Origin of the sequence: Haladaptatus sp. T7 (assembly GCF_026008575.1) — an archaeon.
GTDB lineage: Archaea > Halobacteriota > Halobacteria > Halobacteriales > Haladaptataceae > Haladaptatus > Haladaptatus paucihalophilus.
Window position 1 is genome coordinate 58641 of record NZ_BROP01000011.1, and the last position, 17825, is coordinate 76465.

The window sequence follows — 17825 nt, forward strand, 5'->3', positions numbered from 1 at the left end:
GGTTGGTCCGATGGGCAGATCCGACAACACCAGATACACTAACGAACTGGGTTGGCGTTGAGGACCAAGCTGGGAACGAACTCACTGTCGAGTGTGTTCGATTAGACCACTTGATGCCTGAGACACGCGTTTTCGAGACCACACTCGATCTCGGACCTCTCGAGCGGACCACGACGAAAGGAGTGACGGAGACGCTCGAAACGAGTCTGGCTGATGAACTCATCGGGAAGCTCGTCGATGAACAACTCAAGGGCGAGAACGCACAGCAACACATCCTCCTGCTAGTGAACCTTGGGAGCCTCTACCCGTTTACTCGGGCCTCAGAGTTGCTCGACGAGATGGATCGCCGAAACGTGAATACCACAATCGGAATCCCGTTTCCTGGTTCGATTAGAGGAGGGAAATTGAGTTTCTTCAACGAGGACGCTCGCCACTACTACCCAGCCCACCGAATTGACGAGAAAATCACTGAGGTGTATCTCGATGACTGATACAACACTTGAATCCCTGTTTGCTCGCTCGCCGACGCGAGAACTCGAAGAAGTACAGAAAGTCAACGAAGTCGGCCAAGCCGAACGCGACATCGACGAGTTCTACGAGACTGATAGCGCTCGAAAGGTCCTCACAGAACTTGGAGAGATCGTCAACAGCACAGGATCACAGCCACGGTTCCGGTACGTCCATGCCACCTTCGGATCCGGGAAAACACACCTCCTGAAGCTAATCGGAATCGCGACTGGTGAGATTGAGGGACTCGAAACCGTCGCCCCGAAGCTTTCGAGTCAATTCTCCGGGTTCAAGGAATTCAGAGACCGACTCAATTCGTCCCACATTGACCACCTTGTTCCCCTGTTCATGAATCTCCTCGACCGGGACAAGGTTCGTGACTCGACGCTCTCGCTCCTGATCTACGAGGAGCTGGGGAATCAACTCAACTACCCGACTGACCCGCTCTGGTTACTCGAATGGGTATGGACCTTAGAAATCGAGCACGGGCTCTGGGAGGCCGTGCACTCAGTAGAGCACAACGGTATGTCGCTGCAGGAAGCTGCACAAGACAAGGCTGCGCTTCGTCCTTGGCTCTATGAAGCTCTTCCCGAGATGGACGAGACTGATGGAACGCCCTACGCTACGGAAGAGGACGTCAAGGAATCGATCGAGCAAGCCACGGGCCAGATCAGTACTGAAGCGTTCACGCCCGATGAACTCGTAGAACGACTGGACCGAACAAAGCGCTACTTGCAGGAATCGGGCGAGACGTATGAATTCCTCATTGGACTTGACGAAGTCGCCATCTACGTCGGTGACCAGCAACACCGCTATCGAGAGTTTATCGAGACTGTAGAGACACTCATTGATGGAATTAATCCACCGATAGTCGCGACAGGTCAATGGTCAATTCGAGATAACCAACAGGATTTCGTCGGGGAAGTCGACGACGAGGCGTGGTACACGAACGAGGTAATGTTGAGTGGTGCCGATACAGAGATCATCGTCAGAAAGCGGTGGCTCCGAAAGTCAGATTCCGGCACGGAAACGGTTCACAACTTGCTTGAACGAGCCCCTGATTTCGAACCAGAGCTTGAAGACGCTTCCGAATACACCGACCTCGGAGATCCTCTGGAGGCGTACCCCTTCCGTGACCACGACCTCTGGTTGCTCCGTGAGGTCATGCAGAGCCTCAAGAAAGAAGACTTGGAAGTGGACAGGGAGTATGTTCAGGGACGCGCACTGCTGATTCTCGTCCGTTCTCTCTTCACGAGCTTCGATTGGGCCCAGAAGGAACCGGGAGCAGTCGTTGCGTGGGATGAAATCTATGACTTGATAGAGCGCGAAACGACGGACATTCCGGGGTGGGCAAAGGACCAGATCCAGAAAGTCGAGAACACGACTAATGAGATGGGAGTGAGCGTCGCGAAGGTCCTCTATCTCCTTGGCCAGGTCGACGCCGTCCCGACAACGAAGAAGAACATCACGCGACTTCTGGTTGGTTCAGTAGATACTGACATCGATCAGCTCGAAAGCAAGGTCGAGGAAGCCCTCGAAGCGCTGATGAAGGACAACTTCGTCCGAACTGACGAGAGTGTCCAACCGCAGACGTACCGAATTCTGTCGAAGGAGATCGTCGAATTCTGGGACCAGGTCCATCGAGAGGCCGCAGGACTCCCCAAACACCAAGTTCGCTACAATATTGAGGATCTTCTTCGAGAGGCGGACCGTGGTCGGTTGACCGCCGATGATTCGCTCCGTACGCGGAACATCGACGGAATCTCCGATGCCCCGTACACGTTCCGCTACACCGTATTAGATCAAGTCGATGCATCACCGGAACCCCGTTTCGATGGTGTGGTTGCCAGAGTACTCGCAGCAGACTCGGATACAATAGAAGAGTCGCGAACGACATGGCAGGAAGCGAACGCTGGTGAGCAGGGGATCGAAGATGTTCTTGTCGTTATTGAGCTTTCGAAGGGGCTTCGCGAAAGTATTCGGCATCTGATTGCGTTGGATTCGTTATTGGAACCAGGGGCGAGCGCAGAGCTCCGGATCGAGCAACAACAAGAGGAGGAGACTGTCGAAGACGAGATTGAAGAACTCCTCTATGCAGCGAAGCTCTATACGCCGGATCATAACACGACGCGAGGGACCTATCTAAGCAACATCGATAGTGTGCTCGCTGATGCTGTCAGGGATAAGTTCAAGAACAGGAAGACGCTCGATACGCGGCTGCAGGAGGTCGACGACGCTCGCACCCTCTTCGAGTTCTTCAATGGGAATGGTACGTGGCCGTTCTCAGCCGACGACGCAGAAACGCTCGGAGTCAAGACAGTTCCGAGAGAGATTAGCGATGGCTGGGCTGAGGAATTCCTCACCGATTACGCTGGTGAGGAATTAGTGAGCGGAGAAACTGTCCTCGAAGAAATCGCGGGTCGGCGTGGGAAATATCTCGGTACGCCACGCGAAGCACTCGCCGCGCTTCTGATCACGCTCGCCGCGGCAAACAAAATCGAGATCAGACGCGATGGTGTCCGTATCGAGGACCCAGGTGAGATCGGTCGTTCAATGATACGCCTTTCCGATATCCGTGACATCGATATTGGATTCGATCCGGTGGACATTGAGGGTAGTAGCAATCTAAAGGCGGTCTATCAATCACTCCGAGGATTCGCACCGCAAGGGAACGATCCAACCGCTTGGCTCTCCAATCTTGCATCCTGGGCAGAAAAGAATAGTTCGGACATTCGGAATACCTGTGCTCGTGTGGATCTCGAATTCGACGAGGAAATCACGCTGGATGCGCTTCGTGACGCCTTAGAACCAGGGATGGCTGGTGGCGAACTTGACGATGCAGTATTGACTGAATCACCAGTACCAACGCAGGCAGAGTGGTTCCACAAAGCAGAACCATTATTCGAGGGCGATGAGCCGCTCTGGGACGAATTCAACAGTTCACTCGAGACGATGCGGTCACTGTACCCTGATGCTGCGATTACCTACAAGATGGAGGACGCCGTCGAGGGGTCACGCATCCCGTCCAAGGAGAGCCTCACAAAACTCCAGACAGAGGCTCATGACTTCCGCGCGTCACAGATTAGTGAACTCCATCATCTTCTCACGGGAACCACACCTGAAGCAGATTCGATCTCGGACCTCTGTTCAGCGGTCGAGCAAGTGTTCCTGGATCACGATGTAATCGTGGATATCGATACCGCCACCGAGACGATTTCAGGAGTAACTTTCGAGTCGCTCAGAGAACTCGATGAGATTGCGGCATCCGCGGAAGACATCTCCGAATCAGATATCGCATCAGGGAACGCAGTCAGCGAAGCTGGCCAGCTTGAGAAAGCACGCGGGCTACTTACGGACCAACCAGACGGGTCACTCTACGACCAGCTCGAATCTCGGTACGAGAAACTCAAGGCGGAACACTCGGATGCGTTCATTACGAAGCAGGTGAAGCGGGCGCTAAGCGGGCCAGACCTCGTCAGACCGTCTCGAGCAGAAGCGCTGGTAAAACAGGCTGATGCAAAGCTCCAGTCAAAAGACGATGACGAGGACGACGAAGACGATGATGAGCAAGAGGACGATGGACCATCAGTCGACGAGCTCTGGGCAGAGGTAACAGAACCAGGTGACGGAACTATCGTGGTTATCGACACAGAGGAGGGAGACCGATGAAGTCGCAACCGACTACGACACTCGAAAACCAAGCGAAAGCCCATCTCGAAGACGAATTCCCTGATGAACACGCAACGGCTGTTCGGGTCGTCTGGTGGGACGAGGGTGGGCACCTCCGGGAGGTCGTACGTACTGCTGCCGACCAGATTGGAGTGGGATTCTCGGAGGCGGAACGGTTCCCTCTCGAACTGAGGAAAACCGCAGTAAAAGAACCGGAATCACCCCACGTCTGGTACATCCCGGAAGCGAAAACAGTCGAAGATGCAGAGGAGGGACTGATTGAGCGGGACTGGTTCAGAGACATCCGCGAAACTGGCGGTGAAATCGAACTCACGATCGAACAGCTGACTGCCGAGCTGTATGAAGTGAATCCCTGGGACATCTACGATGTTGAACGAGGAACGGAGTCTGATCGCGAAACTGCAGCGAATGTAATCAAGAATCAGTTTGCGAGCGGTGGAATCCCACGCTACGGAGATCTAATCGGTGAAATCATCACCAAGGGAGAGGGCCAGATTTTAGAGCACCTCCTCGAAGGTGGATGGCCAGAAATCGACAAGGATGACGAGACGATCGCCCGGGTACAAAAATCACTGAAAGACAGGCACGTCGCTCCTGCAGACAGTGCTGAGACACCGGAAGAGATCGAGGACGTCGTCTGGAAGTGGGCTGTTGCCCGTTGGCTCGTCGCCGAAGGAATAGACGTCGACGCATTCCCCGGGGGATACGGAAACGTGGGTAGCACTCTCGGCGACATCAACCCGCTAAAACGAATTGTCGATACCCGACAGAGCACGCGGTTGGCAGAACGCTATCTAAGCGAGAGCTACTGGGAAGACGTAATCGGAGCGTACGACGATGCTTGGGAACTCGCAGCGTGTCCAGTTGATGGGGCGCTTGACGCAGCACTGTGGGATGCGTGGCTCGAATCACTAGAAGAGGAGGAGTACACGAAATGTATCGAAAGGGCAAACGAGCGCCAACGAGCCCTTGAGGTGTATCCGGACGATATTCCGTGGACGACGCTCTGGAAACAGGCCGAACAAGTGGCCAAATTGGAAGCACGGTTTTCAGCTTGGGAAGAGCGTTCCAAATCGCTCGACCCCTTCGACCAGTATTCCGCCCAGGATGATGGGACCTGGAAGATCGACTACGGTGTACTGGAACTCGAGATAACTGGCGAACCCGAACAAGATAGACTTCTCAACTCTCACCCGGCGACGGGAACACTCCCCGAGCTTCGCTCCGAGCTCTTAGAGACGCGGTATATGAACTATCTTGAGGAGATGAGTGAGGCCGTAATCAGTTCGTTCAGTACTGGATCTCCTTTGGCAGGGAAAGACGCTGCCTACGAGTGGTGGACTGACAACGAGAATGAGCTCGCAACAGGGGAGACAGTCGCCCTGTTCCTAATCGATGCGTTGCGGTTAGACCTAGCTCGGGAGCTGGCTAACCGTCTTCGAGAAGACTATTCGATCACCGAAGATACCAGGGTTAGCACCCTTCCGTCGGAAACCAAGTTCGGAATGGCTGCACTCACGCCGGGACGAGCTCACAGGTTCCGTATCAAACTCCGGAACGGGAAGCTATCTGTCGAACGGGGTGGCCAGCGGCTCGACAACAAAGGAAATCGAGTGAAGGTGCTCGAACGAGAGGGGTGGGACGTTCCGGAAGACAGCGATTCGGGGTGGCAGCGTAACCAAATTGCCTACTACGACAAAGATATCGACGACATTGGGGAAAACGAGCTCGACAACCCAGAGAGCCACTTCACCGATTACATCGACGAACTCTACGATCTGATCACTGAGGAACTTGAGAACGGGAACAGGGATCGGATTTACGTCGTGACGGATCACGGGTTCGTCCTGTTACCGAAAGGGACTACGATGGAATCGATTTCCAGTTACGACGGCGATGGCGAAGTGAAATATCGGCGAATCGCTGGAGACGATATCGAGGACGCAGGGACAGGCGTCCGAGTCACGGGTCAGACACCTGGGACAGAATATCTGAACACGTCAGTTCGATTGCTCGCCAAACCTCGGCAGTACAACAGCAAAAGCGGGCTAACCGACGCCAGATATTACCACGGCGGGATCCTTCCTCAGGAATGTATGCTGAACTTCCTCCGGATTGAGAAGGAATAGTAGCCGGAGCAATCCTGAGCGATTCACCACGGTGTTTAGAACCTCAAGTCTTGTTGCAGCTATGAAGAACCACTAACAAATGACCGAGAAAGAGCTGGAGGTCGTCAATATAGCAGCGTTGGGCACACTCGGGATCGAAGTCGATATCGAACAAATCGTTGAAGATGCCGAGCTCCCGGTGGCTAACTTCGATCCGAAATACAATGCTGCGTTCTTCCGGTTCGAGGAAGATGGAGAACTGATTATTCTCTACACCTCTGGGAAGTACATTCTCCGTGGGGGAGACGAATTCGAGAGGATGCACCAAGTGAATGCAGAGTTTCTTGATTTCATCGCAAACCTCGGGATAACTGTTGACGAACCTACTCTGGAGGTAAAAAACGTCGTCAGCGTCGGGACCCTCCATCACGAGATTGACCTCAATACATTGACTATCGGACTCGGTTTGGAACAAACAGAATACGAACCAGAGCAGTTCCCAGGCTTGGTTTACCGACCATCAGGTACCCGTTGTGTCCTCCTTGTGTTTGCCAGCGGCAAAGTGGTGATCACAGGTGGGCGAAGCGAGGAAGAGGATAATCAGGCGTTCAAATCGCTTCAATCGAAGTTAGAAGACCTAGAACTCATTTGAGAAGGTACGCCTGGGAACAGCCTGAGAAGCCCTATGCCGTGGGTCGGAATTATCATTGGTGGGCAGGCATAGCAAAATATGGTCGACGTTGAGTGGGCTCTGAGTCAGCTTGGGCAAATCTTCCACTCTGAGGATCACCTCAAACTGGCTCTCGGAGCAGAACTCGCCCAGATGTATGGTAATGAACGAGTTCGACTAGAATGGAACCCAGAGCCGGGTGTCAGAGTCGACATCGGAGTACGGCGAGGAGATGTCACCATTCCTATCGAGCTGAAATACAAAACGAAACAGGCGACCGTCAAAGACGCCGTTTTTGAGGAAACCTTTCAGTTGAAAACACAAGGTGCCCACGACCGGGCTCACTACCGCTTTCTTCGCGATATCAACCGTGTAGAGCAGATTGTTGCCAACCAAGGTAGATACGGCTATGCAGTTCTTCTAACAAATGACTCGAACTATTGGACTTCACCGGCAGGTCAAGCGCTTTATGACGAGTTTCGGATTCACGAAGGGCGCGAATTTGGTGAAGGAGAATTGAACTGGCGAGAGCAACGAGACTGGATGTCGAAGAGCGGTGAGGAAGCGCCAATCAACTTGGTCGGCCAGTACGTCGCTGAATGGACTGACTATGAATATCGTGAAGATATTAGTGTCTCGTCGAACTCAGAGTTTCAAAGTCTGGTACTCAGGGTGGATACACAGGTGGCAGTGAACGAGTAAGAGAACACAAGCGGATCTATCCGAACTGGCAAGCGGAACCGCAATGTCAACGGTAAATTTGGGAGCTTCATGGATTCGACCATATAGTTCATTGTGAGAAATCTTCAGGCCGCACCACAGGGGTTCGCAGCTGTCTGACCCGTGTAATCAGTCCTTGAGGAGGATCAATGTCCCAACTACACAGTTCTCGACAACGCCTCCATGGCATTTATTAACGATTTACGCTTCTGTCGATAGCATGGCAAGTCAGTCAGCGGTTGTTGACCACCTTTCGGAAGCGGAACTCTTCGAGCGGTGGAGCGATCGTTGGGACCATTTCCTCGATGACTTTTCTGCGGCGTCGGCCTCAGGCACGATTTCTGAACGCCTCCGAGACAAGGTGAAGAGCGGGAACGCAGAGCGAGCAATCGCCGGCGGTCACGAAGGGCGAGAAATCCTTGAACTCCTCCAGAACGCCCGTGACGCAATCCCTGGAGATACTGATGGTGGCCGCGTCTACGTTGGAGTGTACGACGAAGGCGTTCTCGTCGCGAACACCGGCCACCCCTTCGATATGTTCGACCCAGATGTCGAGGACGCCGTCACGATGATCGGTGAATCCTCGAAGGGAAACAGCGACCAAGAAATCGGACACAAGGGGGTGGGCCTGAAGTCAATACTCGCTACTGGGGATGCATTCGAGATCTGGACGCGCCACGAAAGTGCTACAAACGAAACGCTTCGCGTCAGGCTCAGTCGGTCGTACGTCACTGCTGCGTTGCTCTCGTCGTTAGGGTACGATACATCTGGGTTCGATCTTCGTGGCGCTGTCTCGAACGAAGCGATCCAGTCACTCACCACAGTTTCGGATGCTGATCAGCGAACCGAGGAGCTGACCCAAGACGCTCGGGAGGACATCGGCAAGCTCCCGCTATTCGATTTTCCGGTTCCCCTGACGACCGCTTCTGGGACAGATGATCCCGTTGCTGACCGGGCGTCGGCGCTCCTTACTGGCGATGTCGACGAATGGTACGGCGACCCCTTCCGCACGGCTGTTTTCGTTGAGTACGAGGACACAGAGTGGCGCGACCTCCTCGAGGCGTTCGATATTCCACTGCCTGAATCGTCCGACAGAGATAGTGCTGGTCGGGCCGAACGGCTCTGGTCGTATCTCTCGAAGGAGGCTGACGGCGAACGCGCGACGAGTGAAACGCTGACAGCCGAAACGCTCATCCAGTTTGGCGGGATCGAGTCATTGCTGCTCGAACGCGTCGACGGCACGGAGCAACCAAGCCGGGAGCGATGGGACGTCGACCGTACCGCTGGGCCACTCGATAGCGAGACAGTGCGTCATGAGACAGTTACGGTGGCTGTCGAGGGAACAGACGCATCGTTCGCGGACGAGCAGTTTGACCAGTTCGGGTTTGCTGACGCCGACGCATCCACGCAGTTGCTCGTTCCGCAGACGAGAACTGAACGAGAGCGGCCACAGGAATATCCGCTATACCTCTACTATCCGATCGAGAATACACGGGACGTGTCGCTTCCGTTCTGTCTCCATGGGCACTTCACGGTCGAGACAAATCGGAAGGATCTCAGTCTCAATAGCCTCGACGAGAATCAGACAGTCCTCGAACGAGGAGTGGAGCTCGTTGCTCGAGTTGCCGAGGCAGCAGGAGGGAGCAACTTTGGCGACCGCTATCCGTGGATCCTCCTCCCGCCACCACCGAAGAGCTACCCGGACGACCCGAGTTCACAGGCGAGCTTGCTCACGTGGTTCCGTGCTGCAGTATATGAGGAACTCCGGGAGCGGCCGTGCGTTCCCACAGTTAGCGATGAAGATGGGATATCGACACCTGTTGTACCCGGTGAGTCGCTTCTGCACTGGGACGGCACCGTGCGCGATGGCTTCCTCGCACTGTTCGATGTGACTGATTCGCTTGATGAATCAGTTTCCGACGCTGTCGTCGACCGTCATTTCCCGACGAAGAAAACACTCGAAGGTTGTCGTTCCGTCCCGGCCACATGGGAGGAGAGAATCGAGGCACTTCTCTGGATTGACGATGCAGAACAGTTCTCAACCGAGATTGCCCGCTCATGGGGCGCAATCCTTGGCAGCCACCTCGACAGGCAAATGGTCGGTCAGGATACGTCACATCTCGTCTGTGACTCCGGTACTGCTCGGGCACTATTTGTCGGTACTGTCGAGACGATACTTCGCTCTGGCTCGAATGACGACGAGCTGTCAGCAACGCTCGACATGCTCTCCTCGCACCTGGAGGGCGTATACCTCCTGCCCTGCCGTCGCACGAGCGAGAACGGAGTAGTCGGTGACGACGCCGAAGAAACACGTTCTGAGAGTGATGCGGCGGATAGTACCCTTCTCGTTCCCATCGAGGCACGATCGGGGCCAAATCCGAACGAGCGTGGGACGAGCCGCACACGGTCAGTCATCTGGGACGTCAACTCACCGGAACGAGACACCCAACCACCTGAAGTACCGCGTGAGAAGTCGAGTTTCCGAGTCTACTTCTTGGATCGAGCGGTCGAACAGAACGAACGGGCCCGTCGCGTTCTTGACCTCGCTGGTCGACCGTGGGGAGTTCGTGTCTACGATGGCACGCCGAGCTACTTCCGCGAACTCTTGGATACATTCGCGATGGATGACTCGACGCGTGTGAAGGCGCTGGACTTCTACTTCCTCGCGAAGCAGATCAACAAACTCGGGAGCGAGTCGACGGACCTTCAGACAGACGAGGGGTCGTTTATTCCGACTGAATACGTGAAATCCGCGGTTGCACGGTCAGAAGGTGACCAGCGGCAAAACCTCCGCCGACGCCTGAATCTCCGAAATAATCGCCTCACCCTCCCGCGAGAGGGAGGCACCCATACCATCCGGGAAACAATACTCGACGATGACTGGCAGCGTATCCGGGCGCTAGCCCACGGAGAAGATGCGACTGAAGACTGGGACACGTTCGATGGGGATGCAAGTACGACGTGGCCAGCGCCGACTGAAGAGGCGTGGGTTCCGATTGCCGGTGCGCTTGAGACTGACGACGCTCACGAGCGAATCGCGAAAACACTCTCGTTGTTCGGTGTCTCGGTGCTTCCCGATATCCGAACGGTGTGGATGTATGGGTCCGGACATCCACGAACTCAACGCGACGCATCCTGGAATCCCGTCGAGTGGTCTGCAGGCGACTTTCTGGCGGGTGACGGCGTTCCAGAGAGCGCTGGCGCACTCCAGCGTTCCCTAGCTGATGCAGGAAACGTCTATCAACAGTGGATCACCGCGCCGGGCAGACACCCCCAGACGACAGCCGAGCACTCGAACGCATGTAACGTCAAGACAGATGGTGTCCTCGAAGATATCTTCCTTGCGACGTGGATCTGGTTCGACGACCTCGACGCAGTTCAGCAGCTCGGCGAAGAGAATCTCCTCGAACTCCTTCACCGGTACGAAGGCCAGTTCACCAAGTCGATACTTCAGACGGGTTGGACCTGTACGCATGGTCATCAGCGTGACGGCTACGGATGGTCGAAGTCTATCCCGACGCTCCTGAACTGGCAGCTTCGCCAACTGGCAGTCTGGGACGCGACCGTGACAGTGAATCCAGAACTCCAAGACCGCTGGGGAGATGACGCTGCCCGATTTGCCTACACAGTCGTAAAGACAGGGTCGCGTGGGGCTAGAGCCTCGCGACTCTTCCCGCACATCGATCCGGATGACCTCGATCTCTCTGAAGAACTGCTCCGAAAGCTGGGTGTGAAACCAGTCGGTTCGTTCGATGCAACTGAAGCTGCATGGCACCTGCACCGGCTCCTCGAAGTCCTCGCCGTCGACGGCCCAAACGAGGAACCGGTCGCTCTCAATATCCCCGACGACCGGGATAATGATTGGAACGCGGCCTACACGGCACTCCTAGAACCGATTCTGCGCCAGTTGCCTGCAGAGGACCCAGCAGCGGAAGACGTCGACTTGCCGTTCCTGTCCCACCTCCCGATTAAGCGTAGCGGTGAGTGGCAAGTTGCGTCGCTAGAGTGGCTGGCAGAGAACGCCGACAAGGGTCGCTACTACGAGGATCAGTCACCGAAGCCGTGGGAACGCCGTGCCGTCGAACAGGGCGGACACTGGCTCCTACCCCGAACTGCGTCAGGGCCGTTTACCCGGCTCACCAACGCTCTCGGGATTGCCCGAGTCGACGCGTCGAAGCCAATCTTCGATGCGGACGAGCTGACATTCACAGACGAGTCAGTCGCCGAATTCCGTTCGGCACTCCGTGATCGGATGGTGCTCCTCGTTGCATCACTCGAACAGCGGAGTGAGGATCGAATCCGCGAATTTGCAGATGATTTAGACGCCGCAATCGCGGAGCTGCGAGTAGCTGAACAGTTCCCCGAAGTGATCGAGGACGATCTCGACGCCCCGAAATCGGGGCTCTATGCACCTCGAAGCGGTGAGGAAGCCTTCGTGTTTAATTCAGCAGCCTTCGACGACGGACTCACCCTTGACGGGCTCGCGAACGCTGTCTCGCTGCTTGCCGAACAACCGACGACAATCGCGACGTTCCGCGAGGCACTCGACGGCGATCTCTCACCAGCAGAACTCACGAAGCGATGGCAGCGGCGAACCTTCCCCGTCGACGACGTCGCACGAATACTGGGTACGAGACGACGTCGAGACCTCCGACAACGGCTTGACGCTGTTGTCACCTTGATTGAGCGCTTCGACGGCACGATTACTCCGACCGTCGACGAAGTCGTTGAAGCAATCGAGCGCGAGGAGGACATCGCTGTCCAAGACTTCAAGCGGGCCTTGTGCGGCGATGAAGCCACTACTCTAGATGAGACATCGGTCCAGGGAGTGTTCGTTCGCGACGTTCGGGAGAGCCTTCCTCACGAGCTTAGATTCGTTCTCGATCGGCTCTTTGGCGAAGATCGGCGACCGTGGCGGGAGATCATCTTGGAATCCGACAGCGGCCGCGAATCGGATGTAATTGACTGGCTGGCGAAGAACGCGAGAGTGCTCGACGCGACAGCGTGTTTCCCACAGTCAGTTCTGTCCGGCTACGTCCGTGTGCTCGCTGTGATGAACGTCTGGGACCGGACGGAGACGGCAGAGCTCAACGACGTCGAGGTGTGGCGATCGCGGCTTCGCGCCTTATCGACGGAGTCACACGTTGAGTGGGTGGACCGACTCCCCGACCGATTACAGAATGAGGACGCAGACGGTGAGCTGTTATTCTACTATTCACCCGAAGATCGGTTCCGGTCGCAGGTCGTCACTCCCTTCCTCGAGGGACTTTCCGGAGCTATCGCGAGCGAAACAGCGAATCTGGAGACAATGCTGCGACGGTATATTCTGGAGGGAGAGTTACCGGAAGATGAAGCGACGGTCTCCGCTGCCGACCACCAGGACGGCGCACTTGCTGATCTCCAGTCTGCGGCCATGAGTGGACAGCAATTCTCGACCGAGAGCCTTCTCGATGCAGGGTTCGAAGTGCAAAGCGCTTCGACGCGGACAACTGGCAGTGGCGGTGGTGGTGGGAGTACGCAGTATCGTGGTCGCGGTCAGCAAGGTGAGGCTGCAACGCTCGTCGCAATTCTGGATGATGCTGCTCGCTGGCTTGACGACCAACCCATCGGGATGATTCGGTCGATCCGCTCGACATTCCGTGCGCTGCACGACGATCAGCAGAACGGCGATCACAACTGGCACCTCGACCGAGTCTGGGACCAGGAACTACTACCGCTCTTGTCGGGCGGTGGGTTAACGCGAGAATCTATCGTCGACTGGCGTGATCACCTGGGAGATGGGCGGCTTCGAGATCACCCACTGGTTAGGCTCTGTAACGTCACGCTTGAACAGGGCCCCGGGTTCGACGTAATCGACCCATTCGGTCCATTATCAGGTCCACGGCGAGAATTTGATATCAGCCAGTTCGTTCCCGTCGAGGTGAAGGCGGTCGGCGGCCGTACCCCACCGTTCCACTTCCGACTTACGACCAACGAATACCGTCGCTGCAAGGCATTTCTCCGAGGAGATCGGTCGTACGTGATTCGGCTCGTCCACGTTCCTGAACCAGGGACACCCAACTGGGCGTCAGAGACGCGGTTCGTCTCTGAGATAGTACTCGAAGATGTGTCGGACGCTGAATCCCTGGTTCGTGGAGATCCCTTCGAGGAAGTCGTTAAAGGCGGCTACATGAATATGAGCGTAGACCCGTAAATCGACTCCGCCAGAAGGCTGGCGGGGCGGCACCATTCGCATCCCATATTTCGAGGACAGTATAGAACGAATGGTGCCTGAGAATACCGTAGATTGGAGCGAGACAGACGCCCCTATCGATTTGTTGTGTGAGAAACCACCAAGGACCTGGGGCACACCTCTATCGACTTGTTCTCGATGTCGAGTGAGCTAGGTCGTCGCCGCACCCTCGCCCCTATCGATTTGTTCCGAGAAGAAGCTACTTATTGATCTGAGCCTTCACGACGGTCCGTAGTTCGTCCACGTTGACGTCCTTCAGTCGCGAATCTTCTCGGAGTGTCTCGATGATGGTGTTCGGGTTCTCTCCAAACGTAAACTCGAGATAGCTTCCTGAATGCGGTCCCTGGCTTTTCCGCTCGGTCTCGACCAAGGAATAGGTCGTGAGTTCCTTCATCTTGTTCACGTACGTCTCCTGGTGATACTGATCTGCATCAAGCGTCCCCGTCAGATACTGATACACTCGATACCCGAGCGGACTTTTCGCTGCCCCTCCGGTTTCCCGGGCAACGGCAGCAGTCGCGAAGAGACAGAGCTTCTTCTGGGTACTAATTCCACGAGTTACCTCCAGAACACGGTTCTTCTCGACCTTGTCTTGGGCTTCTCGAATGTGCTCTTCACGAACCTGGTCCGCGTTTGCTTTCTCAGCGATCGACCCTGCTGTTCGCATGAGGTCGATCGCCTTCCGTGCGTCCCCGTTCGTTTGAGCAGCAAACGCTGCTGCTAGAGGTATCACGTCGTTACTGAGAGCCCCTTCGTGGAATGCGTCCTTCCGAGCTCGAAGGATTGCCCGGAGCTGGTTGGCGTCGTAGTCGCTGAAGTGGACATCCTCGGGTGTAAACGAGCTGAGTGCTCGACTCCCAACGTTTTCCATCATCTTCGTGTCGTTGGTGATGGCGGTCACCGAAACCTGAGCAGTGATCTCGTCTGTGCTCCCAGCACGAGATAGCTGGTACAGAAGACGAGAAAAGGCCGGCTCGTCCATATCTCGGCGACCGACGAGCATATCGAGTTCGTCGAGGATGAAGACGACTGTGTCGTAGTGCTCGTTAATTAGACGATAGAGTTCTCTCCATTTCTTCTTGTTCGGGATACCGTGTTCTGGGACTTCAACGGTCGCTCCGACGTCGTTCGCGACTTTTCGGGCTAGCTCGTAAACGGCTGAGCCGAGAGTCCCGACGTTCTGGCAGTTCATCTGGATTACGCCGAATCTGATGTCACGACTTTCACAGAGTTCGAGGATGTTCGAACAGACGGCGTTGATAATGAGCGATTTCCCAGTCCCTGACGGCCCGTAGAGGAAGAGATTCGGGGGACGTTCGTTGCTGATCGCGACGCGAAGATGCTGGGTGATGTCGGTGAGTTGGGAGTCGCGACCGACGATACGTTCCTCGTCGACGATCTCATTCGGTTCGAGAAGAGAACGGTTCTTGATGAGACTCGCGGCTTCTTCCTGCTCGAGGATGAGATCTTTAATAGAACCCGTAGACTCGGGTGTTTCCTCGGGACCAGGATCCGTGGGCATACCCGACCCCACTCTATCAGGATACTAAAAGATTCCCCTGTCGATTTCTTTTCTACCGTTATGAGGCTCATCGGTATAGAATCAACGAGTTATAGCGTTCTGCTCGTAGACCTCCGACGATTTGTTAGGGAGGCTTTCTTTGGTCGACTTCACGGGAAATGAACAACACCCTCTCACCCCTATCGATTTGTTCTACCCACAAAGGAGGGGTAGGGGTCACTCAATGTTGATCACGCTGTCGCCACCTCTAAGGTGAACTTTCGTTGGTTGAGCTGTTGTCCTCTCTATCTCTTCTTCTTTCTTCTAGTTCTAGTACTAGACTAGCTAGAGTAGACACACCCCTATCGATTTGTTCTAATCAATTGCAGTCGTTCGATTTGGCTTCGTTTCCTGACTTAAACAGGTTCCTGTAATGTGGGTGTGGTCAGCCTCTACATCCCCAATACAAGTCCTTAGACTTACTTCTGAACTCAACCAGTCTCCCCTATCGATTTGTTCTATATCGTCCTCGTCCCCCGAAATAGTCGAAAAGCAATCTTATAAAAGAGTAGAATGTAGGGGAGAAATCCTGATCACCATATCTCTCATTACTTCCACCGGTGTCAAACTGCTCCGGTGGTCCTCTTTCTCGGAAGAACAAATCGATAGGGGTGAGAGGGTGGTTCCAAAGTCAGTACCGCAATATGCAGAACCCGTTCCCCAGCGAGGCTTTCCGCGTTCATAATTCTATCCTGTAATTCGGGAATGTCTCTCCTCAAAGATCGAACTGCCCATAGCTACGCCCCAGAACAAATCGATAGGGGTGACTCTGTGTACACGCGTGATCTCGGTGAACAAGTCGATAGAGGTGAGCCTCCGCATCCTGCCTGGCGATTAGAATGCAATTCATCGGATTCTACGTCACTGCAGGGTCAATGCTTACTGTCCGCGAGTCACCAACTACAAGACGATTTGAGTCTCTCGCCAGTTAACCAACGCGGAGACGTCTTCCGATAGCCTTGTTGGTTAAGGGCGTCGGTCACATCTCCCGATCGATTTCGAGCTTCCGCATGGCTCGTTCGAATACGTCGGGGTGGCGATGGGCAAGATTCTCGAGATGATTACGAATGGACTGGGCTGGATTGACGTCGACATCATCCGTGTCCTGGAGTTCACGCCAAAACTGATGCATTTCTTCGCTTACGGAGACGCCAATCGTGTGGTCCTTCACGCCAGTGTTGAGTGCGTCGTAGTAGGGTTCGGTATCGAAGTCCGACGACCCTTGCTGGTCCACTCGGTCTTTTTCCTCCGCTGCGTCATCCATCGCTTCGCCGAATGGATTGTCGTTGCTCATACGTCCTTATTCTTAAGCTTAATATTAAAGATATTCGTCTAACGTCTCGTCCGTAATCTCGACGTCTTTTTCGGCTGCGAATTGCTGCGCGCCAGCTCGGAAGGCGTGATAGCACTTCTGTCGAGTATTACGCGGAGTGCCATCGCTGACTTCGACGACGGTCTCGATGGCACTCGCCGTGTAGGGGTCGGACGGATATCCAGAATCGTACTCTTCCTCACGAGCCCAGGCAAGCCACCTGGCAATGAGTTCTTCTGTTTCTGCGAACCCGAACCGTTCCAGCGTCCGATCCTTCGCGACGAGTCGTGAACTGAGTGTCTCGCGCAGTTCGTCGATTCGATCACCAGCACGCTCTGTTCCGAACAGGAAGAGAATGAAAACAGGTTCACTTTCTCCGAGGTCACCGACACTCTGCAACGCGGCTAGGAGCTGCTCGAAGGTCCGTGTATTCCGAGCTGCATCCTCGAGTTGGTCGACCTGAATAATACACGCGATATCGAGGGCCTCGAGCTGGTCGGCAACCTCCTCGACGATCTGTCGAACTTCGTCTGTGGCGTGAGGGTACGACTCTGGAATCTCGAGGTCATCGTACTCACTGAGCTCGTCGAGAAGGCGTGTGTAGAAGCGACGTGTCGTGATGGACTCCACTTCGCGTATTCGAGCGACTCGGAACTCCTCGCTCCGAGGGCCATCTGAAAGAGCATCGTAAACGAGATCACGGAAGTGAGATTTCCCAGCGCCCCGTTCATCGATGATCGAGATGTGGCCTGCTCGATTCAGGATGTGACTCGCGACTTCATTGAGTAGGTCTTGATTCGCACGCACCGCAATACTCGCGTCAGGAAGTGTTTCAGCCGTGAATGGAATCCGCTCTGGCTTGATTCCGAGTTGATTCGCATAGGTCTCCTGTGCCTCCTCTGTTTTATCGAGGGCCTCGGTGAATTGGTCGCTCATAGTGGCTCCACATACTGAACCGACTTAAATCTAATCTGAATATTAATCTTAAGATTAACTACGGTCGTTTCAGTCACTCTCTGAATCGA

9 protein-coding genes are annotated in these 17825 nt (G+C 55.0%); 6 read left to right on the forward strand and 3 right to left on the reverse strand.

What is annotated here, in order from left to right; genetic code table 11:
- Positions 1-113: 113 nt before the first annotated feature.
- The 6 genes from OPC11_RS21280 to OPC11_RS21305 all read left to right on the forward strand — a co-directional run bounded on the left by OPC11_RS21280 (position 114) and on the right by OPC11_RS21305 (position 13888).
- Positions 114-491, forward strand: coding sequence for a DUF1788 domain-containing protein (locus OPC11_RS21280; protein WP_264783323.1), 378 nt, complete (start codon positions 114-116; stop codon positions 489-491).
- Positions 484-4176 carry a hypothetical protein gene (locus OPC11_RS21285; RefSeq protein WP_264783324.1) on the forward strand — a complete coding sequence of 1231 codons (3693 nt, stop codon included), beginning with the start codon at positions 484-486 and terminating at the stop codon, positions 4174-4176. The genes OPC11_RS21280 and OPC11_RS21285 overlap by 8 nt, the downstream gene beginning before the upstream one ends.
- Positions 4173-6326, forward strand: coding sequence for a BREX-5 system phosphatase PglZ (gene pglZ, locus OPC11_RS21290; protein ID WP_264783325.1), 2154 nt, complete (start codon positions 4173-4175; stop codon positions 6324-6326). The genes OPC11_RS21285 and pglZ overlap by 4 nt, the downstream gene beginning before the upstream one ends.
- Before the next feature lie 79 nt (positions 6327-6405).
- Positions 6406-6957, forward strand: coding sequence for a TATA-box-binding protein C (locus tag OPC11_RS21295; protein WP_264783326.1), 552 nt, complete (start codon positions 6406-6408; stop codon positions 6955-6957).
- 78 nt (positions 6958-7035) lie between these two features.
- Positions 7036-7677: a hypothetical protein gene (locus tag OPC11_RS21300; protein ID WP_264783327.1), complete on the forward strand. Its 642-nt coding sequence runs from the start codon at positions 7036-7038 to the stop codon at positions 7675-7677.
- Between the two features lie 238 nt (positions 7678-7915).
- Positions 7916-13888 carry a hypothetical protein gene (locus tag OPC11_RS21305; protein ID WP_264783328.1) on the forward strand — a complete coding sequence of 1991 codons (5973 nt, stop codon included), beginning with the start codon at positions 7916-7918 and terminating at the stop codon, positions 13886-13888.
- 238 nt (positions 13889-14126) lie between these two features.
- Here OPC11_RS21305 and OPC11_RS21310 read toward each other — a convergent pair whose 3' ends face one another.
- The 3 genes from OPC11_RS21310 to OPC11_RS21320 form a co-directional block, all read right to left on the reverse strand.
- Positions 14127-15449 carry an orc1/cdc6 family replication initiation protein gene (locus OPC11_RS21310; RefSeq protein ID WP_264783329.1) on the reverse strand — a complete coding sequence of 441 codons (1323 nt, stop codon included), beginning with the start codon at positions 15447-15449 and terminating at the stop codon, positions 14127-14129.
- A 1018-nt stretch (positions 15450-16467) separates the two neighbouring features.
- Positions 16468-16782: a hypothetical protein gene (locus tag OPC11_RS21315; RefSeq protein ID WP_049917019.1), complete on the reverse strand. Its 315-nt coding sequence runs from the start codon at positions 16780-16782 to the stop codon at positions 16468-16470.
- A 24-nt stretch (positions 16783-16806) separates the two neighbouring features.
- Positions 16807-17736: a hypothetical protein gene (locus tag OPC11_RS21320; RefSeq protein WP_264783330.1), complete on the reverse strand. Its 930-nt coding sequence runs from the start codon at positions 17734-17736 to the stop codon at positions 16807-16809.
- Positions 17737-17825 lie beyond the last annotated feature (89 nt).

Bases quoted from the DNA above. Each gene is read 5' to 3' on its own strand.
- OPC11_RS21280 (WP_264783323.1), top strand. From the start codon at position 114: ATGCCTGAGACACGCGTTTTCGAGACCACACTCGATCTCGGACCTCTC.
- OPC11_RS21285 (WP_264783324.1), top strand. From the start codon at position 484: ATGACTGATACAACACTTGAATCCCTGTTTGCTCGCTCGCCGACGCGA.
- pglZ (WP_264783325.1), top strand. From the start codon at position 4,173: ATGAAGTCGCAACCGACTACGACACTCGAAAACCAAGCGAAAGCCCAT.
- OPC11_RS21295 (WP_264783326.1), top strand. From the start codon at position 6,406: ATGACCGAGAAAGAGCTGGAGGTCGTCAATATAGCAGCGTTGGGCACA.
- OPC11_RS21300 (WP_264783327.1), top strand. From the start codon at position 7,036: ATGGTCGACGTTGAGTGGGCTCTGAGTCAGCTTGGGCAAATCTTCCAC.
- OPC11_RS21305 (WP_264783328.1), top strand. From the start codon at position 7,916: ATGGCAAGTCAGTCAGCGGTTGTTGACCACCTTTCGGAAGCGGAACTC.
- OPC11_RS21310 (WP_264783329.1), bottom strand. From the start codon at position 15,449: ATGCCCACGGATCCTGGTCCCGAGGAAACACCCGAGTCTACGGGTTCT.
- OPC11_RS21315 (WP_049917019.1), bottom strand. From the start codon at position 16,782: ATGAGCAACGACAATCCATTCGGCGAAGCGATGGATGACGCAGCGGAG.
- OPC11_RS21320 (WP_264783330.1), bottom strand. From the start codon at position 17,736: ATGAGCGACCAATTCACCGAGGCCCTCGATAAAACAGAGGAGGCACAG.